This is a genomic window from Brevibacillus sp. MER 51 (assembly GCF_023714195.1).
Taxonomy (GTDB): domain Bacteria; phylum Bacillota; class Bacilli; order Brevibacillales; family Brevibacillaceae; genus Brevibacillus.
Map to the genome: position 1 here is coordinate 116,903 of NZ_JAMAUS010000012.1, position 24,679 is coordinate 141,581.

Annotated in this window: 24 protein-coding genes, 1 pseudogene and 1 riboswitch; of the genes and pseudogenes, 6 read left to right on the forward strand and 19 right to left on the reverse strand. The window is 47.1% G+C overall.

The features are described from left to right. The first annotated feature begins 164 nt into the window (after positions 1-164). Positions 165-1,502 carry a hemolysin family protein gene (locus tag M3630_RS23240; protein WP_173611264.1) on the forward strand — a complete coding sequence of 446 codons (1,338 nt, stop codon included), beginning with the start codon at positions 165-167 and terminating at the stop codon, positions 1,500-1,502. Positions 1,503-1,574: 72 nt separating this feature from the next. Here M3630_RS23240 and M3630_RS23245 read toward each other — a convergent pair whose 3' ends face one another. The 6 genes from M3630_RS23245 to atoS form a co-directional block, all read right to left on the reverse strand. Beyond that, complete coding sequence (locus M3630_RS23245; RefSeq protein ID WP_251253693.1) at positions 1,575-2,552, reverse strand: cation diffusion facilitator family transporter; 978 nt, start codon at positions 2,550-2,552, stop codon at positions 1,575-1,577. A 153-nt stretch (positions 2,553-2,705) separates the two neighbouring features. Beyond that, positions 2,706-3,020, reverse strand: coding sequence for a DMT family transporter (locus M3630_RS23250; RefSeq protein ID WP_251253694.1), 315 nt, complete (start codon positions 3,018-3,020; stop codon positions 2,706-2,708). Then, positions 3,017-3,370 (reverse strand): DMT family transporter, encoded by a 354-nt coding sequence (locus tag M3630_RS23255; RefSeq protein WP_251253695.1) that lies wholly within the window; start codon positions 3,368-3,370, stop codon positions 3,017-3,019. Before M3630_RS23255 ends, M3630_RS23250 begins: the two co-directional genes overlap by 4 nt. A 140-nt stretch (positions 3,371-3,510) precedes the next feature. Further along, positions 3,511-3,614: riboswitch (guanidine-I (ykkC/yxkD leader) on the reverse strand. Between the two features lie 80 nt (positions 3,615-3,694). Next, entirely contained in the window at positions 3,695-5,020 is a 1,326-nt protein-coding gene (locus M3630_RS23260; RefSeq protein WP_251253696.1) for a short-chain fatty acid transporter, read from the reverse strand. 166 nt (positions 5,021-5,186) lie between these two features. After that, complete coding sequence (locus tag M3630_RS23265) at positions 5,187-6,590, reverse strand: sigma-54-dependent transcriptional regulator (RefSeq protein ID WP_251253697.1); 1,404 nt, start codon at positions 6,588-6,590, stop codon at positions 5,187-5,189. Continuing rightward, positions 6,590-8,413 (reverse strand): two-component system sensor histidine kinase AtoS, encoded by a 1,824-nt coding sequence (gene atoS, locus M3630_RS23270; protein WP_251253698.1) that lies wholly within the window; start codon positions 8,411-8,413, stop codon positions 6,590-6,592. The genes M3630_RS23265 and atoS overlap by 1 nt, the downstream gene beginning before the upstream one ends. Before the next feature lie 68 nt (positions 8,414-8,481). Here atoS and M3630_RS23275 point away from each other — a divergent pair, with 68 nt between their 5' ends. After that, entirely contained in the window at positions 8,482-8,952 is a 471-nt protein-coding gene (locus M3630_RS23275) for a low molecular weight protein-tyrosine-phosphatase (protein WP_251253699.1), read from the forward strand. A gap of 26 nt (positions 8,953-8,978) precedes the next feature. Here the strand turns inward: M3630_RS23275 and M3630_RS23280 are convergent, their stop codons facing one another. After that, entirely contained in the window at positions 8,979-9,797 is an 819-nt protein-coding gene (locus M3630_RS23280; protein WP_251253700.1) for an alpha/beta hydrolase family protein, read from the reverse strand. Between the two features lie 203 nt (positions 9,798-10,000). On the opposite strand from M3630_RS23280, the gene M3630_RS23285 reads away from it, so the two are divergent. Further along, positions 10,001-10,381: a winged helix-turn-helix transcriptional regulator gene (locus M3630_RS23285; RefSeq protein WP_012684609.1), complete on the forward strand. Its 381-nt coding sequence runs from the start codon at positions 10,001-10,003 to the stop codon at positions 10,379-10,381. A gap of 568 nt (positions 10,382-10,949) precedes the next feature. Here the strand turns inward: M3630_RS23285 and motB are convergent. The 8 genes from motB to M3630_RS23325 all read right to left on the reverse strand — a co-directional run bounded on the left by motB (position 10,950) and on the right by M3630_RS23325 (position 17,813). Continuing rightward, the gene (motB, locus tag M3630_RS23290) at positions 10,950-11,759 is read right to left on the reverse strand and encodes a flagellar motor protein MotB (RefSeq protein WP_251253701.1); all 810 of its coding nucleotides are present in this window, start codon (positions 11,757-11,759) and stop codon (positions 10,950-10,952) included. Beyond that, positions 11,752-12,567 carry a flagellar motor stator protein MotA gene (motA, locus tag M3630_RS23295; RefSeq protein WP_173611254.1) on the reverse strand — a complete coding sequence of 272 codons (816 nt, stop codon included), beginning with the start codon at positions 12,565-12,567 and terminating at the stop codon, positions 11,752-11,754. The genes motB and motA overlap by 8 nt, the downstream gene beginning before the upstream one ends. Before the next feature lie 91 nt (positions 12,568-12,658). Continuing rightward, positions 12,659-13,390 carry a ZIP family metal transporter gene (locus tag M3630_RS23300; protein WP_047073459.1) on the reverse strand — a complete coding sequence of 244 codons (732 nt, stop codon included), beginning with the start codon at positions 13,388-13,390 and terminating at the stop codon, positions 12,659-12,661. A gap of 98 nt (positions 13,391-13,488) precedes the next feature. Next, positions 13,489-14,004, reverse strand: coding sequence for a peptide deformylase (gene def / locus M3630_RS23305; protein ID WP_251253702.1), 516 nt, complete (start codon positions 14,002-14,004; stop codon positions 13,489-13,491). A 4-nt stretch (positions 14,005-14,008) separates the two neighbouring features. Continuing rightward, a complete protein-coding gene (locus tag M3630_RS23310) occupies positions 14,009-14,251 on the reverse strand; it encodes a helix-turn-helix domain-containing protein (protein ID WP_173611252.1) in 243 nt (80 codons plus the stop codon). Between the two features lie 110 nt (positions 14,252-14,361). Continuing rightward, on the reverse strand, positions 14,362-14,964 hold the full coding sequence (locus tag M3630_RS23315) for a flavin reductase family protein (RefSeq protein WP_251253703.1): 603 nt from the start codon (positions 14,962-14,964) through the stop codon (positions 14,362-14,364). A 103-nt stretch (positions 14,965-15,067) separates the two neighbouring features. Next, the gene (locus tag M3630_RS23320; RefSeq protein ID WP_251253704.1) at positions 15,068-15,850 is read right to left on the reverse strand and encodes an ankyrin repeat domain-containing protein; all 783 of its coding nucleotides are present in this window, start codon (positions 15,848-15,850) and stop codon (positions 15,068-15,070) included. A 235-nt stretch (positions 15,851-16,085) separates the two neighbouring features. After that, positions 16,086-17,813 carry a methyl-accepting chemotaxis protein gene (locus tag M3630_RS23325; RefSeq protein WP_251253705.1) on the reverse strand — a complete coding sequence of 576 codons (1,728 nt, stop codon included), beginning with the start codon at positions 17,811-17,813 and terminating at the stop codon, positions 16,086-16,088. 176 nt (positions 17,814-17,989) lie between these two features. Between M3630_RS23325 and solA the strand changes: the two genes are divergently transcribed. Then, on the forward strand, positions 17,990-19,129 hold the full coding sequence (gene solA / locus M3630_RS23330) for an N-methyl-L-tryptophan oxidase (protein WP_251253706.1): 1,140 nt from the start codon (positions 17,990-17,992) through the stop codon (positions 19,127-19,129). Positions 19,130-19,185: 56 nt separating this feature from the next. On the opposite strand, the gene M3630_RS23335 is transcribed toward solA, so the two are convergent. Both M3630_RS23335 and M3630_RS23340 read right to left on the reverse strand, forming a co-directional pair. Beyond that, the gene (locus M3630_RS23335; RefSeq protein ID WP_232774778.1) at positions 19,186-20,016 is read right to left on the reverse strand and encodes a protein-glutamine gamma-glutamyltransferase; all 831 of its coding nucleotides are present in this window, start codon (positions 20,014-20,016) and stop codon (positions 19,186-19,188) included. 694 nt (positions 20,017-20,710) lie between these two features. Further along, a pseudogene (locus tag M3630_RS23340) lies at positions 20,711-21,137 on the reverse strand (GNAT family N-acetyltransferase). Between the two features lie 333 nt (positions 21,138-21,470). Here M3630_RS23340 and M3630_RS23345 point away from each other — a divergent pair. Next, the gene (locus M3630_RS23345) at positions 21,471-22,514 is read left to right on the forward strand and encodes a hypothetical protein (RefSeq protein WP_251253707.1); all 1,044 of its coding nucleotides are present in this window, start codon (positions 21,471-21,473) and stop codon (positions 22,512-22,514) included. Positions 22,515-22,676: 162 nt separating this feature from the next. Further along, positions 22,677-23,066 (forward strand): hypothetical protein, encoded by a 390-nt coding sequence (locus tag M3630_RS23350; RefSeq protein ID WP_251253708.1) that lies wholly within the window; start codon positions 22,677-22,679, stop codon positions 23,064-23,066. 171 nt (positions 23,067-23,237) lie between these two features. Here M3630_RS23350 and M3630_RS23355 read toward each other — a convergent pair whose 3' ends face one another. Together M3630_RS23355 and M3630_RS23360 are read right to left on the reverse strand one after the other, a co-directional pair. Then, positions 23,238-24,149: a DMT family transporter gene (locus tag M3630_RS23355; RefSeq protein WP_173611245.1), complete on the reverse strand. Its 912-nt coding sequence runs from the start codon at positions 24,147-24,149 to the stop codon at positions 23,238-23,240. 98 nt (positions 24,150-24,247) lie between these two features. Next, the gene (locus M3630_RS23360) at positions 24,248-24,673 is read right to left on the reverse strand and encodes a GNAT family acetyltransferase (RefSeq protein ID WP_251253709.1); all 426 of its coding nucleotides are present in this window, start codon (positions 24,671-24,673) and stop codon (positions 24,248-24,250) included. Positions 24,674-24,679 lie beyond the last annotated feature (6 nt).

Here is a 24,679-nt window from a genome sequence, read left to right on the forward strand (position 1 = left end):
CCGAGCGCAAAAACATGCGCTACGGTTATCTGAGAGTCGCTCTTCCCGACCAAAAGGGCGTAAAACGCCCCCTACGGTGGTATATCGCTTTTGTGCGTTCCACCCAATCAGAGTAAAATAGAAAATAGTACTTTCATAAAATTCCAGAGAGGATGACTTGTTACTTGGACACCGTCCCGATAGTGCTCAACCTACTGCTTGTTATATTTCTTGTTTTTCTCAACGGCTTTTTCGTAGCCGCAGAGTTCTCACTCGTGAAGGTGCGGCAGACGCGCCTGACACAGATGGTGAATGAAGGTAACAGACGTGCAGTCTATGCCCAAAAAGTAACGCATAAGCTAGACGCTTACCTATCTGCCTGCCAGGTCGGGATCACTCTCGCCTCGCTGGGACTGGGTTGGGTCGGGGAACCGGCCATTGCCCATATGATTGTGGAGCCTTTGCTTGGATCCTCAGGATTGCCTGGATATGCGATCTCCGCGATTTCTTTTGGTGTAGCCTTTGCGATTATTACGTTCCTCCACATTGTCTTGGGTGAGTTGGCTCCGAAATCATTGGCCATTCAAAAAGCAGAAATCACCTCGTTGTGGGTTGCCGCGCCATTGATGTTTTTCTATAAATTGCTTTACCCTGCTATCTGGTTCTTGAACGGAACCGCCAACGCTCTCATGAGACGACTCGGACTCGAAGCCATCTCAGAACATGAAGCGGCACATACGGAAGAAGAAATTCGAATTTTGGTCAACCAAAGTCACCAAAGTGGCCATATCGACCAAACCGAATTGGCTCTTGTGGAACAAGTTTTTGACTTCTCCGAAACCGTCGCTCGGGAAACGATGATCCCGCGCATTGATATGGTTTGCTTATATACGACGAATACCTTTGAAGAAAACCTGGAGATTATCCGCTCGCAGCGCCACACGCGTTTTCCGGTTGCAGCTGAGGACAAGGACAACATCATTGGTTTTGTCCATGCGACAGACTTCTACCTTTCTGCCTTGCAAGACGGAAGCGTAGAGCTGGATACGTTGGTCCGCCCTGTCCTGACCGTACCGGAAACCATGGAAATCAGCACGGTATTGCGCCTGATGCAGAAAAACCGTTCACAGCTCGCGATTGTCATCGACGAGTACGGCGGAACAGCCGGTCTCGTAACGATGGAGGATATTTTGGAAGAAATCGTTGGGGATATCCAAGACGAGTTTGATGAGGAAAGACCAGAGATTGAAAAGCTGGACAATGGCCTCTCTGTATCCGGTATGCTCGTATTGGCTGACCTGAATGACCATCTTCCGTTCGAACTCGAATCCGAAGATGTAGACACGATTGGCGGTTGGTTGTACAGCCAGCTGGAAGAAGACATCGCTGTTGGTGCGACAGTAGAATGGGAAAACCACCTGTTCACCGTCAAGCAGATGGATCATCACCGTGTCACACGCGTTCTGATTACGCGTTTGGAAAAAGATGAATCGGAGCAACAAGAACTGTTGACCGTCTCCTAATCATCACACCCTTAACACAAACCCAAGCCCCACACCTGCTTACTTGCCTGGTGTGGGGCTTTTTCTATTTGTCTACGTGATTCCCTGGTCCGTTAGTTGCTTCCAGTTGTCCACGCCGTTGTCCTCCAAAATCCCCATTGTCACATCGCTAATATCCGGGTCAGTCAGCAAGCTGTCGCGAATGCGATATTTAATATCGTCCGCCACAGCAAGGCTCAGTCCCGTCCGCAGCTCGACGTAGCTCTCCACATGGTAAAAACGCCCTTCCTGTACAATCCGCAGCTTGTTGATGTCCGTCACATCCGGATCAGCAAAAATGACTTTGGCTACCCGATCCTCGATTTCTTTGGGGGCTGCAATACCAATTAAACCGACCATGTTGTCGTACCCTACCCTGAATGCCACGCCCACCATGAGAATCCCGATCAGAATGGTGGCAATCCCGTCCAGCAAGGCAAAAGAAGTAAACGTAGTGATGATAACGGCAATCAGCGCCAATAACGCACCGAGTGTAGCTACGATGTCTTCGTAAAAGACAAGTCGTGTCGGGGGAGCCGCACGTCCTACATTCCGAAAGGCTGCAGGGATGACAGCAAAGCCTTTCGCTTCCACCCGAGCTTCATGAACGATTTCGAACATCACTTTCACCAGCACGTATCCATCCACAATGACTGCCAGAGACAAAATGATGAAATTCAACCAAAAATGGCTGGATTCTGCTGGCTCGGAAATGAGATGCAAGCCTTTGATAATGGTTTCGTAGGCCATGATGGTTACAACGATCACAGCGACCATACAGAAAATGTTAATGACACGACCAAAGCCTGTAGGGAACCTCGGTGACGGTTTTTTCTCTGCGAGTACGCTGCCAAAGAAAACGAAGAACTGGTTGACCGCATCGGCTACAGAATGCATCGCCGACGCAAACATGGCTCCACTCCCGCTATAGACAGCCGCAAAGCCTTTTGCGATAGCAAGCCCTGTGTTCCCCAAAGCCGCTGTCGCCGAGGACGTATTTCCCTTTTTGAGCGTTGCCCAGATAGAGCTCATGGTTTTGCCATTCCCTCCTTGAACGAGACGATTTCCTTTACTATTCCCTATTCGTAAGGAGTGTTCCTTATGAGAAATGGAACATATACACAAAGAAAAGGCAGACATCCGAAGGGGAATATCTGCCTTTTGCCTTTCCTTAATACCGCTACCTTATGCTACTAATTTCAATCCTGCTACTGCTATAATCACCACGGCGATACATAAGATCCGCAGCTTGTCTTTTGCTTCTCCATAGAACAACATCCCAACAAGAGCGCTACCTACCGTACCAATCCCTGTCCAAACCGCATAGGCCGTTCCCATAGGGATTTCTCTCATGGCAAAGGACAAGAGGAAGAAGCTGAGGGAAAAGCCACCGATCAGTACCGCAAAGGAGCGGAGCGAAGGCTTCTCGTTGACCTGTGTAATCCCCATCACGCCTACGACCTCAAACAACCCTGCAAAAATCAAGGATACCCATGTCATGCCACTTCACCCTCCCTCTTGGTCTTCTCTTCATGATCCGGTGTTACCAGCTTCAATCCAAGGATTCCTCCCAGAAGAAGCGCGATCAAGCCCACTTTCGCCCAGCTGAACGGTTCTCCAAACAGGACCATTTCGCTAATAACGGTACCGGCCGTACCCAAACCGACGAAGATCGCATAAACCGTACTCGTCGGCAGCTTTTTCCCTGAATAGACCAAAACACCAAAGCTGATAATAATCGCAATAATGGTTAACACCCATGACCAAAAGCTGTCGGCGTGCTTCAAGCCAGCTACCCACATGACTTCAAATACTGCTGCTACGACAACCATCAACCAATATTTCCCCATTTCTGGCTCCCTCCTCTTTCTTTTACGCTCATCGCGACGGACGTATCCGTTTTTATCGTTCCCCAAAATACATACTCATCCAAGATGGCTCAGGCTTTCCGAATGCAAAAAAAGCCTCGGGTGAATACCATCACAGATATTCCTCCCGGGCTTTTATCCCTCCGTGTACACGACCGTGGTCGTGGGTTTTCTCTCGGTCCTGACCGGCCAGATGACTGACCGCGGAACCCTAGAAAACTCCGTACATATGCAGTTATTTTCTTGGGGTAACTCCCATTATCATATCAAAAAACGCCGCGATTGGCAATGAACGTAAGCGCTTCGCTAAAAAAGCAAAAATCCCAAGCTGATAATGGCGCCTGTCACAATCAGCATCATCAAGCAGTAGCCCATAATATCCCTTGCACCCAATCCAGCAAGAGCTAGCACAGGTAATGCCCAGAAAGGCTGAATCAAGTTCGTCCACGCATCCCCCCAGGCAATGGCCATCGCGACTTTTGCATGGGAAACACCCAATTCAGTGGCAACAGGCAGCATGATTGGTCCCTGTACTGCCCATTGCCCTCCACCAGAAGGAATGAATATGTTCAATAAGCCTGCACTCCAAAACGTGAACAGCGGGAAGGTAGTAGGCGTCGAGATGCTAATAAACCATTGAGAGATACTCGCCGCCAATCCTGAAGCCGTCATCATTCCGATGATCCCTGCATAAAACGGGAACTGGACGACGATCCCTGTCGTGGTTTTCACTGCTTCATTCATGGCATCCAAGAACTTGCGCGGTGTCCCATGAAGCAGTATGCCCAGAAACAAGAAGCCCATGATAACGACATCCAGATTCAGCTTAAAGCCTTTATCCGCAAAATAGTAAATCAAATAAATAATTCCGAGTACTGAAACAAGAACCGAGATCAAACGGCTGTTTTCCATTTGAGAAGCAGGAGTATTGTCAATTGTAGTTTCAGTAGCAGCAGCCATTTCTTGTTGCGCTATCCCTTCTCCCTTGAATACAATCGTATCTTTTTCGGCAGGCATCATGAATCTGTTCACAATCGGGAGGACAATCATGATTGCGGCTACAATGGTCAGATTCATCGGTGAAAACATCGTTTCCGAAGTAGGAATGACACCAATGATGTTTTCTAGGCTATGCTTTTCTGTAGCGATCGTCAAAGGAACAGAGCCCGCAAGCCCTCCGTGCCAGACGACAAACCCACCATATGCACTGGCGACGAGCAATCGATAGTCTACCTTTTCCACTTGATTGGCAAGAACGCGTGCCAACAGTGCGCTGATGACAAGGCCAAATCCCCAATTGATCCAGTTCGCCACACAGGAAACGACTGTGACAAGTACAATCGCTTGACCTGGCGTCTTTGCCAGTGATCCCAAGGCATTCAAGCCACGCTTACAAATATTCGTACTGGCTAGCGTATGACCCGTAATCAGGATCATGACCATTTGCATCGTAAAGCTGAGCAAGCTCCAAAAGCCACCTCCCCAGTAGTTGACCATTTCCATCGGCGTTTTGCCATTGACGACGATCCCGGCAACAAACACGAGGAAGGTCAAAATGATTGCAAATAAAAAGGCGTCTGGCAAATAGCGTTGCACCATGCGGACCGAAGCATTCGTTAACGCTTGAAACACATTTTCATCCCCTTTTCTAAAAGCATTCGTGTACTTATGCCTTTCGATATAGCAAGAGGGATGCCAATCTGTTTTTCGAGGAAAATGAATGCGTTTTCAAAACAATTGCTCTGCTATGCTGACTACTTTTTGCACAGTATGACACTTGTTTGCGCACATCGGGTGACTAGTCTCTTTCGTCCATTGCCGAATCCAATCCGTACATTTGGAGCTTGTAGAGCAGCGCCCGCCGTGATATGCCCAGCCTTTTCGCTGTCTGTAGCTTGTTGCCGCGTTCTTTGCGCAAGGCATGGGCAATTGCTTCCTGCTCAACCTGGGCAATGATTTCGCGCATGGTTCGTCCTTCATAGCTGATTTTGCCAAGGCATGGGGTTGGTTCGCTCATCTTGTTTTCCTGAAGAGGGGATAAAACATGCTCGTGACCGATAACTGGTCCTCTACTCAAAACAACAGCCCGTTCGATCGTATTCTCTAGCTGACGCACATTGCCTGGCCAGTGATAGGCGATTAGCGCTTCCGTGGCAGCAGCGGACAAGCAGAGGTCATGCTTCCCTGCCTCTTTTCCATATTTAGCGAGGAAGTGACGGATTAGCAGAGGAATGTCCTCTTTTCGCTCACGAAGTGGCGGCATGCGAATCGGAACGACATTGAGCCGGTAGTATAAATCTTCGCGGAAAAGCTCCTGGCGAATTCTTTCCTGCAAATCACGGTTGGTAGCAGCAATCACGCGGACGTCAACCGATACAGCCTCGATGCCTCCTACCCGAATAAATATGCGATCCTGCAAAACCCGCAGCAGTTTTACCTGCAAAGAAAGGCTTAGTTCTCCTACTTCGTCCAGAAACAACGTCCCTCCATTCGCAAGCTCAAACAGACCTTGCTTGCGATGAACGGCACCTGTAAATGCACCCCGTTCATATCCGAACAACTCGCTCTCCAGCAAATTTTCAGGAATCGCTCCGCAATTGACAGGAATGAGAGGCTTGTCCGCCCGCGGGCTATTGGAATGGATCGCTCTTGCAATGAGCTCTTTGCCTGTTCCGCTCTCCCCTTCAATCAAAACAGTGGCTTTAGACATCGCTACTTTTCCCACCAGCTTGTACACGTTTTGCATAGCCAGACTCAGGCCAATCATGCTGGTTCCATTTGGATTTATTTGCTCTTCCTGTAGGACTTTCCCGACATCGCATTGCTCAAGCAGCTCTCCCTGTGTAAGGGCATGAGCAACGACTTGTTTGACCTGCCCCAAGTCGAATGGCTTTTGTACATAATCAAACGCTCCGAGTTTCATTGCCTCCATGACGTCACTGGCGGAACCATAGGCAGTCATCATCACGACTCTCGGGAGTCTTCCCTTTCTCTCGTTCAGTCGGCGCAATGTATCCATACCGTCTAAATGAGGCATACGCAGATCCAAAAGCATGACCTGCGGGCAAAAGCGTTCGACCTGTTCCAAAGCCTCTACTCCACTGCCAGCCTCCATGAGCTCGTATCCCATTTTGCGCAGCGTAGTTGACAATGCCTTTCTCACATTGGCCTCGTCGTCTACGATCAGCACTTTGCTTGTCATCACAATCCTCCTTTTGCCCGAATCGGCAGTACGACGGTGAAACAAACGCCTTCGGGGGTATTTTGAGCAACAATATGCCCGCCATACGCTTGCACAATCCGTTGGGAGATCGCCAGTCCCAGTCCCGTACCTGTTTGCTTTGTCGTGAAAAACGGTTCGAATATAGCCAGCAGATTTTCTTCCGCAATAGGCGGACCGTCATTCGTTACATAAACATGCACATCATTATTTATGTTGTTGATTTCAATCTGGATACGACCTTCCATAGGCTTTGCTTGCAGTGCATTGTGCAATATATTCAAAAACACCTGCTTTAACAACTCTGGCGAAGACATCACGGCAGGAATATCCTCGTTACACACAAGCTCCACAATCACTCCGCTAAAGCCCTCGACATGTTCCATCAGCTTGAGCGTGTGCTGGATTACCTCTTGCACGCGCACAGGTACATTCGACTCTTCATTGGGACGAGAAAATAACAAGAGCTCGTCAGCAAAACGGTTCAAACGCTCGACTTCCTCCACAATAATCCCTGTGTATTCCCGAGACTCATGATCTTTTGGCCATTCCTCCTCGATGATCTGGGCGAAGGCTTTGATGGCCGTTAACGGATTGCGTACCTCATGGGCAATGCTAGTCGCCCACTCACCTATGACCGCAAGCCGCTCAGCTTGAGCCAGCCTTGACTCCATCCTCCGCCATTGTGTGCGATCCTCCAACACGACGATAGCCCCAAGTACTTCATCTATCGTATTTTTCCAAATGGAAGAGCTGACCTTTAGCCAGAGCACGCCCCTGTCCCGATGCTGATGGCGCCACATAGCATCCCGGATAGCTTGACCGTTTTGCAGCGTATCCAACAGGATATGAAGGAGAGCCTCACTCTCTGTAAAAACTTCCGTGAAATGCATCCCCTTTGCTCGACTGGACGAGAAGCCAATCATATGTATCGCTGTCTCATTCCATGCAATCAGGTGCCCTCTCTGATCCAACGCGAGGACCCCACTGTCCATACTATTCATGATAGTCTCCGTGCGGCTACGGCTAGTCTGCAAGTCACTCGCCAGATTGTTGATCGCACCTGTAATTTCTCCAGGCTCTCCGTCCATTCTCCTTAATCGAAAGGAAAGGTCTTGGCTAAGCCGCTTTAGCCCTGACTTGATCTCTGACAGAATCACTTCAAAGCGATGGACGAGCAAACCGCTGGCCGCTGCTGCAATCATACAGCCAATGCCCAAAATCGCATAAATGCTTTGTCGCATTCCCGCGAGTTGTATATCAATCGTAGACATGAGCTCATTCGCCCAAGCATAGCCGATCACTTGATCATTGCGAATGAGTGGAACCATAGCGTTCATGATGTTGCCCCGTACTTGTTCGCCGATTACTACATCAATCTGCCGCGTCTGCATGACACTGCGACCCGGATGGGTTTCGCTAATTGATTGTCCTATGTACAAGCTCATTTCACTGCTGGGTCCATACGTCACGATGGAATCGAGAGCGGCGGAATAATAGCCGACGCCAATTCCCGGGTGGGCTAGAGCGATCCGATCTGTAAGCGTTTGCATTTCCTCGTTTAATGCTTGGAGCTTGTGCTCTTTTTCAGCCTTTTCTAAACCAGCTTCCACGACGATTGTGTCAAAATCTTTCGACAGCGCAAAATCCAGCTGCTGTGTGATGGCGATTAGCTTTTGCTTCTTTTCCGCCAGTAAAGCCTGCTCTGCCGATTTTACCAATACGATTCCGGTAACGATAATCGGTAAAATGGTGACAACAATGACAGCCACGACAAAACGTATGCGGTACAGATATGTTTTCATTGCAAATGGCCTCCTTATGGTATTCTAACATACAGAAGCATCACACACAGGAAGAGAGGAACGTACATATGACAACCGTTTTGTTCGTTTGTCTGGGCAATATTTGCCGCTCGCCCATGGCCGAAGCTGTATTTCGCCATCTCGTAGAGGAGGAGGGATTGGCAGGGGAAGTATCTATCGATTCAGCGGGAATTGGTGGCTGGCACGCAGGTGAACCCCCGCACAAAGGTACACAAAAGGTGTTGACCGAAAATGGGATTGCACATGATACACTGCGTGCTCGCCAAATTGTCACACAGGACTTCTCGGAGTACGACTATATCGTCTGCATGGATGAGGAAAATTTGTCCGCACTCAAGCAGATGGCGCCGTCAGGGAAAAAGGTGTACCGCCTGCTTGACTTTGCCGATTCTGCCCAGGAACAAAACGTGGAGGACCCTTATTATACGGGGCGATTCACGTATGTGTATGACCTGGTGAATGCGGGTTGCCGCGGGCTCTTGAACGAAATCAAAGCCAATATCGCCAAAAAGGGATAGCCCGTCATCAGGGCCATCCCTTTTTCTTATACCGCGACCGTCTCCTTCTCAAGCAGTCGATTCAACCAGCTCTTCGTACTCCCAATCAAGCGTTTGTAGCTGTCCGCCGAGGAAAAGGTATGATCTCCCCCTACAACTACTTCTGTTTCGCAGCTCCCCCGTCTCCGCAAATGCAGCTCTCGCTCATAATGGAACATGGCATCCACTGCAATGACATCATCCCGATTGCCATGCAGGATTAACACATCTCCCTCAAACTGTTTGGCTTGACGCAGCGGAAGAGCGGTACCCAGTGACTGAAAAAAGCGCTTCTCCAATCCGTAGCCCAAATGATCCGTTTTACCGTAGGAAAGTGCTTCCTTGTATTCCTTTTCCCCCACGATCCGAACGATATCATCGAAGGGACGTGCAACCGGTGCCCATAGGATGAGCGAGTGTATTCGTCTATCCTGGCTCGCTGTCAATATACTGACTGCACCACCCAAACTATGCCCTAACAGGCACACACGCTCCTGATCTACCTGTTCCAGCGTAAAAACATGGTCGAGAACATCTCGTGTTTGCGCAAGCAGGACGTCCAAACCACCTGCCCCATAATCGCCGTCGCTTTCTCCGCAGCCTCCGTAATCGAAGCGCAGTACGCCAAAACCGTGTGAAGCTAATTCTCTGGCAGCTTTTACAAACAAGCGGTTCACACCAATCCGACTGCCGATAAAGCCATGGCAAATGACAACCAACGGGTACTTCACTCTGGTCTTGCCTGTTGTGCATGTAGGTTCATGCAAGGTAGCTGTCAACGAAATCGTGTCGCTAGGTATTTGTAAAATCCGTTCCAAAGAACTCACCTCTTTTATTTTTACTATTCCGAGTTGTTTACTTAGTTATTATACTTATTATCTTCATTTTCGTGAACGCTGTCAAGATGAACCGGAAAACTCAATGAAAAATCATCGTGCACGGTTTATGATGGAAGGAAACGAGGCGCAACATAAGAAGGCTTGCTTTGCTAGAGCTGTTGCATCGAAGATAGAATTGTGAGGAGAAAACTATGTCGGATTTGCGGAAAGAAACCTTAGAAAAAATAAAAAACGGTGATTTTACCTGTTCCAAGGAGCTAACCTTGTCTATGTTCAGCGGAAAATGGAAAGTCGTGATCCTGTGGCATTTAGGGGTAGAAGGCCCGCATCGCTTTAGTGAGCTGCAACGGCTGTTCCCAAAAATCACACATAAAATGCTGACGAATCAGTTAAAAGAGCTAATCGAAGACGGGATTGTTCACCGGGAAGTATACCCGGAGGTCCCTCCTCGCGTGGAGTATTCCATGACGGAGCTGGGGATGACTTTGTTGCCCATTGTGGAAATGATGTATGAGTGGGGCGAAATGCGGATGGGGCAGTTGAAGCTGGAATTGGGGGAGAACTCTGTTTAGCTGTTGTGGTGGGGAGGAAACAGGAGAAAACGCTCAGATTCTTGGAACACCTGCGCGGGAGCATGGGGTGCCCGGCTCCGTGAAAAAAAGAGAAACCGCGTCCAAAGTCGACTGTTCAGGATGTGTCTCAGAGGTGGACGCTAAAGGCAGTTTCTCTTTTTTTCACTGCGCCTCGGTAGGTGTGTCCAAAGATCTTCGCTTATTTCTCCTGTTTCCTCTGCGAACTTTTGTGATTCCACCTTCTTTTTTAATAAAGGAATAAACCTCTTGAATGCTACTCTCAAGTTGTAAACACTAGCTACTTGGGAAGAAGCACATTTCCAGTCCTAGCGCCTCTGGAGCCCTACCAAGCGGAGAAATAAATGGCGGGGGTTTTCAGCTTCAACCTCTGCGAGTACATCCTCGAAACTTTACTTTTGAAGTGCTCCCGCTATTTATTTCGGAGCGGACAGTCTAACTCCTTGCGGGACGTAGGCCGAAGCGTAGACTGGAAATGGGCTTCTTCCCCTCCACTACAGCTACTATAAATAAAAAAAAGGATAGCCTCCCGAGGAAGCTATCCTTTTTATTACGGATTCACACTATTTTTCGGAGGAGAAGCCAGATCACGCAGGATCGCTACCTCTACCCGTCTGTTTTTCGCTCTGCCTTCTGCCGACGTATTCGGCGCTACCGGATGGTATTCTCCCAAGCCTGTCGCGCTGAACTTCGTCGGGTCGAGGTTTTTGTTTTCCAGAAGCACCTTCAAGAAGTTAACGGAACGTTTGGCACTGAGATCCCAGTTGGAAGGGAACTCAGCACGGCGAATCGGAACATTGTCCGTATGACCAGTTACCGTCACTTTTTTCGGGTGAGGCACCAGCATCGCTGCCATTTCACTCGCAAGCTTTCTCGCTTCCGGTTTCAGATCAGCCTTACCGGAGTCAAACAACGCATTGTCCAAAATGGTGATCAGCAGGCCTTCTTCTGTCAGCTTGGTCTGGAGCTTGTCCTGCAGCTTGTTTTGCTGAATGTATCCGTCCAGCTTTGTCTGTAGCTTTTTCAAGTCCTCTGTCTCTTTGCGGACCGCTTCTTCCAGACGCTTTTCTTCTTCTGTCTTCTGTTTTTCTGCTTCCTGTGCGCCTTTGTGCAAGGTTTGCTGCTGAAGCTGCGGGTCTAGCGGTACCGGGCTTGGGTAGTTCATGACTCCCGTACCGCCGTTGATTGCAACGCTGAAGGACCGAACCATTTGGTCGAACTTCTTCGCATCCATCTCGCTAGAGGCGAACAACACGATAAACAAAGCAAGCAGAAGGGTGAGCAAGTCCGCGTATGGAATTAGCCAAGACTCGTCCATATGCTCTTCATGATGAGCATGTCTCTTTGGTCGCTTAGCCATTTACCGCAGCTCCTTCCTCCCTCTTCTCTTCCTTCATTTCTTCTTTCATTTCCGCACGCTCTTGGTATGGAATGTAAACCAGCAGCTTTTGCTCAATCGCAGTCGGGGATACACCTGCTTGAATGGAAAGCAATCCTTCGACCATGATTTTTTTGATTTCAATTTCTGCCTTTGATTTCCGTTTGAGCTTGGTTGCGAACGGGTGCCATAATACGTAACCCGTGAAAATACCGAGCAAGGTAGCTACGAACGCAGCCGCAATCGATATACCCAATGCATCGATGTCACTCAAGTTACCCAAGGCGGCAATCAGACCTACAACCGCACCCAATACCCCGAGTGTCGGAGCGTAGCTTCCCGCTTGGCTAAAGACGAGTGCCCCTGCCTGATGGCGTTCTTCAATGGCGTGAATTTCTTCATTCAGAACATCGCGAACAAAATCCGGTTCCCCACCATCAATAATCATCTTCATGCCGTTACGCAAAAATGGATCTTCAATCTCATCAGAAGTGTTTTCCAGTGCAAGCAATCCTTCGCGACGAGCGATGGAAGCCCAGTTCATAAACTGACCGATCAATTCTCTTTTTTCAGGGAGCTTTTCTTCTTTAAAAATTATCTTGAAAAGGGCAGGAATACGCTTGATTTCCGACATGGGAAATGCGTTGAAAAGGGCAGCAATCGTACCTACGATGATGATCATAAATGCTGCTGGATTCAGTAATGCCATCGGACTTGCATGCTTCAAGATCATCCCGACTACTACTGCGACAATACCTAAAACTATACCTATCAAGGTAGACTTTTCCATCGTGACACTCCCTACTTCCATAATCGAAATCTATCTATATATGGTTTCGGAATTTTTGCTCTCACTTGTGAGGCTTTTTGAAAAAAACCGCTCATCCAAACGACTGAACTAGTCCAATCATGACCAAAAGTCCCAGGATAAACGAAAAAGTCGCAGATCGAGCATGACCATCTCCATGGCTTTCGGGGATGAGCTCCTTGTAAACGATGAACAACATCGCGCCTGCGGCAAAGGAAAGCCCGTATGGCACCAGCCCGTGAACAACAGAGGTTAAATAATAGCCACAGATCCCAGAGACGATTTCAACTGCTCCGGTCATCGTTGCCAAAAGAAACGCCTTGAAGCGACTGACCTTTTGATTGATCAGAAAAAGCGCCACCAGAAAGCCTTCTGGTGCATTTTGCAGACCGATTGCAAAAGAAATCAGGCCACCCAAGCCAGACTGTTCACTCGAATAGCTCACGCCAACGGACAAGCCCTCCGGAATATTGTGCAAGGTAATCGCAGACAAGATCAGCAGCGATTGCGAATCCATCGAAATGTTGATTCTCGTATGCTCCAGATCGATATGCGGAACGATGCTTTCCAACACCGTAAGCAACAATGTTCCGGTAAGCACTCCCAAACAAACGATAATAAATGGCGCGCTCTGAAGTGCCTGTGGGATCAGACTGAATGTCGAGGCAGCCACCATAATTCCTGCCGTGAACGCCAGCAATATATCCCGCCATCGATGTGATACCGATTTGAAAAAAAGGATAGGCAAGGCGCCCACACCAGTAGCCATGGCAGAAAGAAAGCTACCTATCAGTAGTTGTTCCATGTATGTTCCTCCACGTAAAAATGCCGCTCTCTTCAGATATCCGGAACAAACGGCCTTCTACTATCATATTTCCCGTATGGAGACGGTACGCCTTTTTGTTAGGTCTTTTTTGTTAAGCGGATCACATCCAGCAAATCGACTTTTTGCCTTGTTTTTTCATGATACAGCCATTTTTCCTGAACATGATCCACAAATAAAATTCCGTCTAAATGATCGATTTCATGCTGCATACAAACGGCAAGGAATCCGTCTGCTGCAAGAATTATTTCCTCGCCTTGTCTGTTCAACGTCTTTACCTTTACATGCTCGGCTCTCTTTACATTGCCAAAGTAACCAGGAAAAGATAAGCAAGCTTCCATTCCGATTTGTTCGCCACTCTTTTCTATGATTTCTGGATTAATGAGCTCAATTAATCCATCTCCGCAATCCATGACAACCAACCTGCGAAGAATGCCTACTTGAGGTGCGGCAAGGCCAGCACGGCCGTCCGTGGCATATAAGGTTTCAGCCATTTCGTCCAGTAGCTTGAACGTTTTCGCATTCAGTTCATCCACTGGCTTGGCTACTTTACGCAAGATTGGGTCTCCAAAAGGCAAAATCTGTTTCACTGCCATATTTTTATGCTCCCTTCACTCTATTAGGCGGTGTATACGCCCACAAGTCATTTGGTGTACATTCCAGAGCAGTACAGAGTGCATCAAGTGTCTCGGCTTTCATTTGTTTGGGTTGACTGGTTAGTAAAGCACTGATGGAGGCTGGAGACAGACTGTAATTTGCTCTCTCTTTTAACAGCCTTGCTAAAGCGGCCCCCGTCCAAACTCCTCTTTCTGCCATTACTTTTCGCAACATCCAGACAAGCATCTTTTCACCCCGTATTTTTTGGTATTAACTAATTTTATTAGGCAACACCTAATATACCATATTTTTCATACTGAATACAAAAACGCCAAAAACTTGGCGTTTTTGACGTTCTACGTTTCCGATCGATATGTTTTTCCCAACTGATCACCTAGACCAAAATAATGACGGAAGTTGTAGATCAATGGATTCCATGCTTGAGGATTCACGTGATGAGCACTTTGTACAATTTGTTTGTCTGCATGAACCTGACGCACTTCTGTCTCCACGATCGCAAACATGTCGGCATATTCCGGAAAACGGATGGTGCGGACGACTGCTTCGAGTTGAAGCGGGCATTCTCCTACTCGCTTTGGACGAACGATATTAGAATCAACAGGAGTCAAATTGGCTGCCTGAAACTTATCCGCTTCATAGCGGAAGCCCAGCTCCTCTTTGTAGGCGGGTACTGGATTGCGACCTGTTAGCGGAGCCAACGCTTCCACTTGCTGCCACATCGAGGCATCCGGCAAATTGATAACACACTCCGGCCGCTGACGCAAATTTTCCAATCCATGCGAGCCAAATCCGAGTCCCAGAATGACAAAATTTCCTAACGCCCATGACGATGAGATGGGACTGATGTTTGTTGTTCCATCTTCATTTTCAGTCGTCAACAGGACAACGGGGGTTCCGTAATACAAAATCTTCGGTTGGATGGTCGTATGGCTTGTCATGAACATAGCCTCCTTTGACTAGAATCAATCTTGCTACGACTTATTCTAGTCGAGGATTATTTCCATCGCGCTCGAAGTATGAATGTATGCTTACCTCTGCAAATTAGCGTGCTCCAGCTTTTTGCAGGATTTGTACGATCTCGTGATAACCTCGTTCATTTGCACGATATAGGGGTGTTTTTCCTTCGCGATCCGGGATGTTCACATCAGCACCGTGGTCGATTAACAGTTGGACCATCTCTTGTTGTTTTTTTCCGCCATCGTTCAATACGATTGCTTCCATCAGTGCTGTCCAGCCCGGATTGTTCACATGGTTGACGTCTACATCCGTCCGTGTAAGAATTTCCTTCGCTACTTCCACATATCCATGTTCTGCCGCTGGAATCAAAGGTGTTCCTCCGAAGCGGTTGTAGATCTTCGTATCTGGACCTGCATCGATAACCGGCTTCAATATCTCCAGGTATCCTTCTGCTCCCGCATACAAGAACGGATTATCTTGCCGGTCGTCCTGAATATTGATGTCAGCCCCTGCTTCAATAAGGACCTTGACTGCTTCCACATGGTTGCCGTGTGTAGCCGCCATCGCCGCTGTTCTTCCACGATCATCCTGTGCGTTTATCTCAGCCCCTGCTGCCAAGCTAGCCTTGATTTCATCGGTTTTGCCCTCGGCTGCTGCAGAGAGCAGTTTTTTGTTCCGTTCTTTCACTTCTTCTTGAGATAGAGTTGGTTTTTTCCCTGGTTGAGACCGTTGTTGTGACGGCTGTGGTGTTGCTGGTTGTTGTTGTTGCTGTACGGTCGTTACAGCCGGAGCTGTTACGGACGGTTCATCCACACAGCCAGTCAACAGCATTCCGAATGGGATTGCAGTGAAAATGAGTTTATACATTTGGCACCTTCCTCCATGGCAAGTCATTGAGATATAGACCTAAGCCCGGTTGCGTACCGAGCTTAGATTGCCTGTTAAACCTCTGAATACATCGTAGTCCGTAGAGATAAACTCCTACTAAACCTGTTCTTAATGAACTATTTCCTAAAGATTAACTTTTTCTAAAAAAAATGAGAATGAAAAGAAAAAAACGCCAATCATGTTGGCGTTTTGCGTTCGTTTGCACATGATAAGCCTACACCTTAAATCGGCGAATCATGTGCTGCAGTTCTTCTGCCATATTGGAAAGAGCTGTCGCTGACGAAGCGATTTCCTCCATAGAAGCGAGCTGCTCCTGTGTAGCAGCGGATACGTTTTGCGTGCCATCAGCAGTCAAGTCGGAAACTTCTCTGACCAGCTCCATCGCTTGTACGACTTGTTCGGAATGGGCAGACACTTCCTGGGCAGATGCGGACACGTCGTGTATCTGGTCAGCTACTGTACCAATCGAGCTCTGAATTTGACCGAAAGTTTCGCCCGCACGATGAACGACGCGAATTCCTTCTTGTACTTCCCGGGTGCCTGACTCCATCGATTCAACCGCGACTTTTGTATCTGTCTGAATCGTACTGATCAACTGCGCAATTTTTTGGGCGGACTGAGCCGATTGCTCCGCCAGCTTTCGCACCTCATCTGCTACGACCGCGAATCCACGGCCATGCTCTCCTGCACGTGCTGCTTCAATCGCTGCATTGAGGGCCAGCAGATTGGTCTGATCCGCAATGCCAGTTATGACCTCAATAATCTCTCCGATTGCTTGAGAATGATTGCCCAGACCATCTACCACGGATGCGAGCTCACGCATGGAGCTGTGGATCGCATTCATTTGTTGAACCGCTGCCTGAATCGACTGGTTCCCTTCTCCTGCCATGTTGGCGACTTCGCTCACCATATTGGATGTTTGCTGTGCGTTATTTGCGATTTGACGAATTCCTCGTGACATATCATCAATGGATTTCGCCCCATTCTCCACACTCACTACCTGGCGATCGACACCTGCTGCCACTTCTTGAACAGTAACAGCAATTTGTTCAGTGGCCCTGCTGGTCTGGTCTGCACTTGCCGTCAATTGCTCAGCCGATGAGGCTACCTGCTCGGAAGTTCCGCCTACCTGACGAATGACTGTAGTTAAACTTCTAGTCATATCATTGAACGAATTCGCCAGATCCAAAATCTCGTCACGACTCTTGACAACCAATGGCTCCACACGCAAATCACCATCAGCCACTTTCTTCATCTCTTCCATCAAACGCAAGATCGGTCGACGGATGCTTGACGTCAGTACGACAGCTAGCGCCACACACGCAATGATAGAGATAACCAAGAGAATATTCAGGTCCCGCCTGACTGACTCATACAGTTCCGCACTTTCTGCGCCAGCGCGTTGTGCTCCCTCACTGTTACTCGTCATCATGGCATCCAAATATTTTTTTCGTTCTACAAACAATTCACTGCCTTTTTTCTTGATGCGCTCCAGCTCGGCCATGTCTGCATCCGTAGCTGGTCTTCTGATGTCGACCTTTTTGGCGATTGCCACGTATTGCGGATTGAAATCCTCATATTTTTGCAGCGCCTGCTTCAATCCTTCAAAATTGTTACGGTCCTCTTCACTGAAAATCGTTTTTTCATAGCTTGCCAATAAGCCGTCCATATAGGCAAATTGTTCATCAACTTGCTTTGCGTACTTGTTCTTGTCATCCATGTTCTCTGTCGTAAGCATGGTTTGCGTAACTCCATAAACGGTTTCCAGCGTCATGTTGATCTTCAAAATATCTTCCAGACCTGGACGCCAGTTCGTATTCATTTCCACCATCTTCTGATTCATTTGTTCCATCTTGATAATGGTCGTGATCCCCATAAACAGCATAATGACCAGGATCAGCGCGTACGCACTACCCAATTTTTTTCCGATCGTCCATTTCATTTCGTAAACACCACTTTTCTTGACATATGATGATAGCGTAATCTCCTTTTCCCTCCCAACTGATGGAATAAACCTTATTGCGCACAAAAAAATGGATTTTTACACAAAAATTAAAATCCACAATTCAGAAAACTCCTGTAAGATAGATGAAACTAAAGCGGAATGGAGGACTGTTCATGCAAAACTACGACGTCATTATTGTGGGAGCAGGATCGATGGGAATGGCGGCTGGCTACTATCTGGCGAAACAGGGCGTGCGTACACTCATGATCGATGCCTTTGATCCCCCACACACAATGGGTAGCCATCATGGGGATACCCGTATCATTCGCCATGCGTACGGAGAAGGAAAACAGTACGTCCCGCTCGCATTGCGGGCACAACAGTTGTGGTCAGAACTCGAACAAGCATCTGGTATACCGATCTTCGCCAAAACGGGTGTTTTGAACGCTGGACCCTTGAATTGTACTTTCCTGAATGAAATTCGGGAGAGCGCCGAGCAGTACTCCCTTCCCCTGGAAGTACTCAGTGCCACTGAGGTCATGCAACGCTGGCCAGGAATCAATCTGCCTGCTGATTACTACGGTTGCTTGGAGCCTGCCTCAGGTGTGCTTTATTGCGAAAACGGCATTCATGCCTATCGAGAGCTCGCCCTCGCCTCAGGAGCTACACTGTTGACGAACACGCCAGTCACGCAGTTGGAACCAGCAGAAAATGGGTTCATCGTGCATACGGAATCTGCCAGCTACCACGGCGATAAAGTCCTATTATCCGCCGGTGCTTGGAATGGTTCGCTCCTTGACTCATTGGGCTTGTCCATCCCGCTTAAGCCTACACGCAAAACGGTCGCCTGGTTTGGTGCAGATGAGGGCCAGTACAGTGCGGATGGCTTTCCCGCTTTCATCTTTCGCCTTGATGACTCCATGTTCTACGGATTTCCCAGTTTTGATGGCGCTGGTGTAAAAATCGGACGCCATGACGGAGGACACGCCATCGATCCCGATAAACTGGAACGTACCTTTGGCACCTATTTGTCGGATGAAGGCTGTGTTCGCTCTTTTTTGGAAACGTATATGCCTGGAGCAGCCGGACCATTGCGCCAAGGCAAGGTATGCATCTACACGATGACACCGGATGAGCATTTCGTCATTGACCGTCATCCTCAACATCCACAGCTTGTATTTGCAGCGGGCTTTTCCGGGCACGGTTTTAAATTCGCCAGTGCGATCGGGGAAGCGACCAGCCAACTGCTGGTAGAGGGAGCCTCTTCCCTTGACCTGTCTATGTTTTCTTGGAAGCGATTCTCCTGCCCCTAATAGAGATTGTTCAAAAAGCCTCTCGCCGCATTTCTGGCAGGAGGCTTTTGTTCGTTTTACCACTCCCAAGACAAAGAACCGATCTGCGCTGTAATTCGACTGCTTGCTTGTATGGGATGGCCGAAAGCTCGCATGGTAGAACGACCGTTGTCGTAGGGAAACAAGTAGGCGAAACCAGGCCGAGTCGCCTGATTGACCAGATAGGCTGACCTCATTGCGCCTTCTCTTCGTTGTTCATTCAAAAACGCTACCATCTCATTCGCTCGTTTGATCCCCGCACCATGCCCGTAATACAAGCCATTGCCGAGCACAACTGCATTTTCCCCTTGCCACTGCGGTGTCGCGCGATCGTAATCAGGATTGGCAAAATAAATTACATCACCAGGCAAGAAGGTATTTGTCCTGATTGTTTGCAAGTCCAGATCCTGATCGTACCGCCAGTCATACAGCAAGATGTCCGAAAACATTCTCTCAAAATCCGGTAAACGAATGGACTGTAGGACTGCATGATAAATAATAATGACCATCGCTGTAGCGCATTCCGTGGCGTATTTTTGGCCCTCAAGAAAAATATTGATAATCCCGTTGGATGGCAGTACTCCGGGTCGCAAGCGGAATCCGCCCTGGTCTGTTCGTATCCAGTAAACTGGATTGGCACGAGATTCTTCAAAAGTAGAAAAGGCCAGGCCGCTTTCGTGCAGTGCCAAGGCAGACCTCACCAGATGATCGCGCATGTTCAGTTCAAATTGCAGGAGCTCAGGAGTTGGATATTCAAATCTTTCATCACTACGTGCCATAATCGCTACTGTTTCACGCTGTACCGGATTTAATCCCCATTCCGCTGCCAACGAGGCGGGATTAGCTGGTCTCCCCGCTATGACGATCATATACAACCTCCCCTTCACACACTGTCCTTCTTATTTGTATGCGAAAGCCTATGTCCACGTGATCGACTAAAAAACCATGAGTCAACATAGTGGTGGAGAAGAAAAAGCACAGTTCTCTTCGACTCTGACACGCCAGCAGGGGGGATTCACTGGTCGTCTCCACTACAAAAAGGGGACCGTCGAGCCAAAGCCACCTACGGGCAGAAGTTTCTCAAGGGAGCAGTGTTCGACAAGCGTGGTCTCCTTTTGTAGTTCCGACTGGGTAGGCGTTGTCAAGGTCTACGAGTCCTGTGCTTTTTCTTCTTACTAACCTTGTGCGTTGATCTATGCCTTCTAAGACTTGCACGTTGTGTTCATTGAAAATAAAGTAATAGACTGGAATCCTTGATATGGCGGGAGTTCTTTCACGAAAAATCTTCAGTCTCACAGAATAAGATTTAGACTTGTACCCAAATTTAAAAAGCCGCTGACTAAGACTTGGAAAATAAAGTCTTAGACTGCGGCTGCTTATTTTGCGCTAACGTTCTCCGATAGTTGAAAAGTGCTGTTGATCATGACGATCTATATGTATTCCTAACCTTGGGGAATGTCTTAAAGAAGCTGCCATTATTTCGGCTTCTTAAGACATATGTTGAGGATCAATCACTTATTAATCAAGCATGAGATACCAATAAATTGCTATCTCATCACTATCTTAATCGAAACCTCTGATGACAAAACCACAACTTTCGTAGAATTTACATGCGCGGACATTATTATTTTATTTCTCCAGCATGATTCCCGTCATACCGCCATCCTTCATCCAGCGTTAAGCCTGATCGATTAGTTTTTTACCGACGTGGTATCCTCTATATTGCTTATCAACTTTAATATCTTGACATAGGCATATTTGTTCCAATTTCTTTTCAAAACAATTCGACCCACAACTTGATTAATTTACGGCGCTACATAAATGATTTGATGCGGATTGCCGATATAGTTGGAACATCCTCAGCAGTATCTTCTTCAAGCTGTTCATCATCTTAGTTTTTATTCCTAAGAGGTCTCTCCTTCACCAATTATCCGATTCGCTGTCCCACTAGTTGCAAGACAAGGGTAGAGTACACGATAAAGCTGTACAATCATTGCTTAGCAGGTGCGACAGCTATTTCATGGTTAAACCCGTTATCTTAGTGATGCCCACGACAGTCTAATACTTTATTTTCCGGACTAACACTTAATTTTTCAGTCCACAGTGCTTCTTCCCTACCACAACTTATAACTCAACTTTTGCACCTGTTATAAATCACTTTTTCGTAGAATTCACCTGTAAAATCTCCTTAGGGTAGGTTTTATGACATTTGGCCTAAAAAACTATTTTACATTAAAACATTAATATTCTATTATTAACATATAAATACATATTTTGGATAAAAAGGAGGCAAACATACATTTTTTAATGTATGCAAATAATTATGAAACGTACAAGTATCATTAGTTCTTTTCTAGTTTTGGTATTACTTTTCTTAACCCCAGCTTATTCGCTCGCTTCTGGAATCGACAATTCTAATGTTGATAAGGATCAGGTAATTACTAAAGACACCGTTAGGGAGTTCATTGATACCTTAACAGAATCAGATTACGAGCAAGATCCGTATTTAGAAAGGACTGTTAGTGAATTAGAGGAATTACTATCTAAAGACGATGAATTCCCTCTCCAAGAAGTAAATGAGATACTTGATAAGTATACCAACCAATCAAAAAGCGAAATGGATTTAGATGATTTTGAAACACTTCAAAATGAATTAGCGAGAATAGATGAATCAGCACAAGAATTTTATTCGGAAAACTATGATTTTTATGAACAAAATGGTTACTTCCCTGAGGAAGATGAATCTATGTCATTCACAGTAAGAAGTACTAACTCTATGGCCCTTGCTCTTTTAAAGCAATATGGGGTTAGATGGACTGAAAGCCAGTTAGTTGCAAGATTAGCAACATTAGGAGCTATTGCTGCTATTGATGGTCCAGTGCCAGTAGGGGACTTTATTGCGCTAATTGGCGGTGCTGTTATTCTTAGTCCACACTTCGACAATTATGTTGACAATTTAAATGGTATTAAAGATTTTCTTGAAAGTGTTTCGTTGAGAGATGCCATTTCTAGAGTTACTGGCGGAGTTGAAATGACTAATGAGATGGAACATGAAATCAGAAGAAATAGAGTTAAACATTTTACAGCTAGATTAGCTTTTAATGGTTATGGTGGTGTTCAAGTACAAAATCCCATTTCATTAAGTGCTGCTCAATTACGTGCTCGTAATGGGAAAGACACCTTTAGTGTTAGAAAAAGTCGTGCAGAACGGGTAGTTGATCAAGATGGGTATTCGTTTTATGATGAAGGTGCGCATCTCGGTCTAGGACAACTTGCCAATCTCCCCCATTACCATTTGACAGAAGAGGGAAATTTAAATAATAAATTAAGTGGTCATCACTTTTTTCCATACGACCCACTTGATTAGGATGTCTACTTACTCTCCCGAGTGAATATTCTCATTTCGGAAAAACTAAAACAAACCTCTCCGCTCACATAATTGTGATGTTGAGGTTTGTTTTTACTCTATTGCTATCAACTTTTTCTGATACAATGACTTCATCCTATAAGATAGGTTGGTGTGACAGTAATGAAGAATGAGCGTCAACCTTACACGGATTTTAGAGAAATGTACCGCGATATCGATTTAGCAGCAGAAGCTTACTACAACGAGTTTTCCCATGCCTACAAGACGGATGGGCGATTCCCTGAAGTATATACGCTCGAGCAAACGAAAAGAGCTTCTAGTGCCATCCAACTTCTTCAACTCTTGGAATGGGAATGGAACCCGGTTCGTTTACTGGCATTACTATCGACAGTAGGTGCTGCCCTAGGAATCGGACGCCCTATACCTGTTTATGATTTTTGTTCAATGATTGAAGGTGCGGCGATAATAGGTTCTCCATATTTAGACTACTATACCAAAAAGAAAGACATTCTTATAGCTACGTTGGAGATGTTTGCAAATGAGGAACCATAGAAGTTAAAAAGTACGTTATACCGTTAAACCCCGCCTCGACTCTGATAGAGCTTTTGGCGGGGTTTGGCAATTTGCAGAGTGCCTAATTTGCACTCTGGTAAATTTATTTTATATAAATGCCTATTTACCAAAAAATCCCCCGCCTGTTTGAGCAGACGAGGGATTTCCGTTTTAGCCTTGTGCTTGTTTGACTGAATGTGCTGTCGGAGTCGTGACATGCTTTAAGCGTGAGAACATATAGCAGCCGACAATGACGATTACACTGCCGAGCACTTGGATGATGGTCATACGCTCCCCGAGCAAAAGAAATGCGAGAATGGCCGTAAAAACAGGATTGAAATTGAGGAACATACCTGCTGAGGTTGCGCCAACCTTTTGTACACCGATATTCCACAATACCATGCTGACGACAGTCGCCATTACACCAACGTAGAACAGCGACAGCCAGAACGTCCAGTCTGTGTTGCTGATCGTAAATGTAGTGACATTAAAGGGCAGCATCAGCGCAACACCGAAAATCCCCGAGTACAGCGTGGACATCATCGGCGAGACGGTCTTCATCGCCCACCGCGCGCATACGGAGTAAATCCCCCACATGGCGACAGCGGCGAGCATCCACAAATCGCCCGTGTTGAAATGCAACTGGGACAAGTGTGCGAAGTCTCCTTTGGTCATCACCACAAGCACGCCTGTAAACGAGATCAGCATCGCGACAATCTGCAACGGTCGAATTTTATCGCCCATCAGCAAAAAGGAAAAAATCGCAATTGAAACTGGATTCAGCGTGGACAATAGCCCGACATTGGTCGCGTCTGTCCGCTCAAGGGCCCAGAACATGAATAAATTAAAAAGTGCTACGCCGGTTACTCCCATCACGATCAAAGGAAGGAGTGCTTCTCTCGTTGGAAAAATCCGCTTTTCGCGTATCCAAACAACGGGCAACAAGCAAACAACAGCAATGAGCCAGCGCAAATTGGTCAACGTCAAGGAAGACGCGTGCCCGACAAGAAATTTACCGACAACAAAATTTCCTCCCCAAAGGAAGCTGGTACAGAGTAATAGGACGATAAATAGCGGTCTCATGTTGCCTCCTGCCAAGATGAAAGAGTTATGAAGCTTTTATTTGTCCTCTATCATACACCTTTCGCCAGCATTTGGGCGGTCATGATACACTTCCATTTTTATCCTTTAGCAGAAGCAATCCACTTCTCCATGAAAATTAGTTCGTCACGCTCATACCCAAGCTGATTGTAAAAAGCTTGTACACCATGATTGGTCGGCTCGATCAACAGGTTAATCTTTTCACACCCGATATTCGCCAGCCGCTTTTCCAGCTCATCCATCAGCCTGCTCCCTATGTCTTGTCCTTGGAAATCCGGATCGACTGCCAGATGATTCACCCATCCTCTCCGTCCGTCATAGCTGCCCATTACAGCTGCTATCATCCTTTCCTCCTCATTCATTGCCACCAAGAAAAGCTCTGCGTCTCGCTCCAGCTTTTTACGCAATCCCTCACGTGTATCCGAGCAAGAAAGCTGTAATCCGGCTCGTTGCCATAGCTGAATGACGTCCTCGTATTGTTGCAAAGAGAATGATTCAATTCTCATGTTTGA

Bases quoted from the DNA above. Each gene is read 5' to 3' on its own strand.
- M3630_RS23245 (WP_251253693.1), bottom strand. From the start codon at position 2,552: ATGAGCTCTATCTGGGCAACGCTCAAAAAGGGAAATACGTCCTCGGCG.
- M3630_RS23250 (WP_251253694.1), bottom strand. From the start codon at position 3,020: ATGACATGGGTATCCTTGATTTTTGCAGGGTTGTTTGAGGTCGTAGGC.
- M3630_RS23255 (WP_251253695.1), bottom strand. From the start codon at position 3,370: ATGGGGAAATATTGGTTGATGGTTGTCGTAGCAGCAGTATTTGAAGTC.
- M3630_RS23265 (WP_251253697.1), bottom strand. From the start codon at position 6,590: ATGACAAGCAAAGTGCTGATCGTAGACGACGAGGCCAATGTGAGAAAG.
- atoS (WP_251253698.1), bottom strand. From the start codon at position 8,413: ATGAAAACATATCTGTACCGCATACGTTTTGTCGTGGCTGTCATTGTT.
- M3630_RS23275 (WP_251253699.1), top strand. From the start codon at position 8,482: ATGACAACCGTTTTGTTCGTTTGTCTGGGCAATATTTGCCGCTCGCCC.
- M3630_RS23285 (WP_012684609.1), top strand. From the start codon at position 10,001: ATGTCGGATTTGCGGAAAGAAACCTTAGAAAAAATAAAAAACGGTGAT.
- motB (WP_251253701.1), bottom strand. From the start codon at position 11,759: ATGGCTAAGCGACCAAAGAGACATGCTCATCATGAAGAGCATATGGAC.
- motA (WP_173611254.1), bottom strand. From the start codon at position 12,567: ATGGAAAAGTCTACCTTGATAGGTATAGTTTTAGGTATTGTCGCAGTA.
- M3630_RS23300 (WP_047073459.1), bottom strand. From the start codon at position 13,390: ATGGAACAACTACTGATAGGTAGCTTTCTTTCTGCCATGGCTACTGGT.
- def (WP_251253702.1), bottom strand. From the start codon at position 14,004: ATGGCAGTGAAACAGATTTTGCCTTTTGGAGACCCAATCTTGCGTAAA.
- M3630_RS23310 (WP_173611252.1), bottom strand. From the start codon at position 14,251: ATGCTTGTCTGGATGTTGCGAAAAGTAATGGCAGAAAGAGGAGTTTGG.
- M3630_RS23315 (WP_251253703.1), bottom strand. From the start codon at position 14,964: ATGACAAGCCATACGACCATCCAACCGAAGATTTTGTATTACGGAACC.
- M3630_RS23320 (WP_251253704.1), bottom strand. From the start codon at position 15,850: ATGTATAAACTCATTTTCACTGCAATCCCATTCGGAATGCTGTTGACT.
- M3630_RS23325 (WP_251253705.1), bottom strand. From the start codon at position 17,813: ATGAAATGGACGATCGGAAAAAAATTGGGTAGTGCGTACGCGCTGATC.
- solA (WP_251253706.1), top strand. From the start codon at position 17,990: ATGCAAAACTACGACGTCATTATTGTGGGAGCAGGATCGATGGGAATG.
- M3630_RS23335 (WP_232774778.1), bottom strand. From the start codon at position 20,016: ATGATCGTCATAGCGGGGAGACCAGCTAATCCCGCCTCGTTGGCAGCG.
- M3630_RS23345 (WP_251253707.1), top strand. From the start codon at position 21,471: ATGAAACGTACAAGTATCATTAGTTCTTTTCTAGTTTTGGTATTACTT.
- M3630_RS23350 (WP_251253708.1), top strand. From the start codon at position 22,677: ATGAAGAATGAGCGTCAACCTTACACGGATTTTAGAGAAATGTACCGC.
- M3630_RS23355 (WP_173611245.1), bottom strand. From the start codon at position 24,149: ATGAGACCGCTATTTATCGTCCTATTACTCTGTACCAGCTTCCTTTGG.
- M3630_RS23360 (WP_251253709.1), bottom strand. From the start codon at position 24,673: ATGAGAATTGAATCATTCTCTTTGCAACAATACGAGGACGTCATTCAG.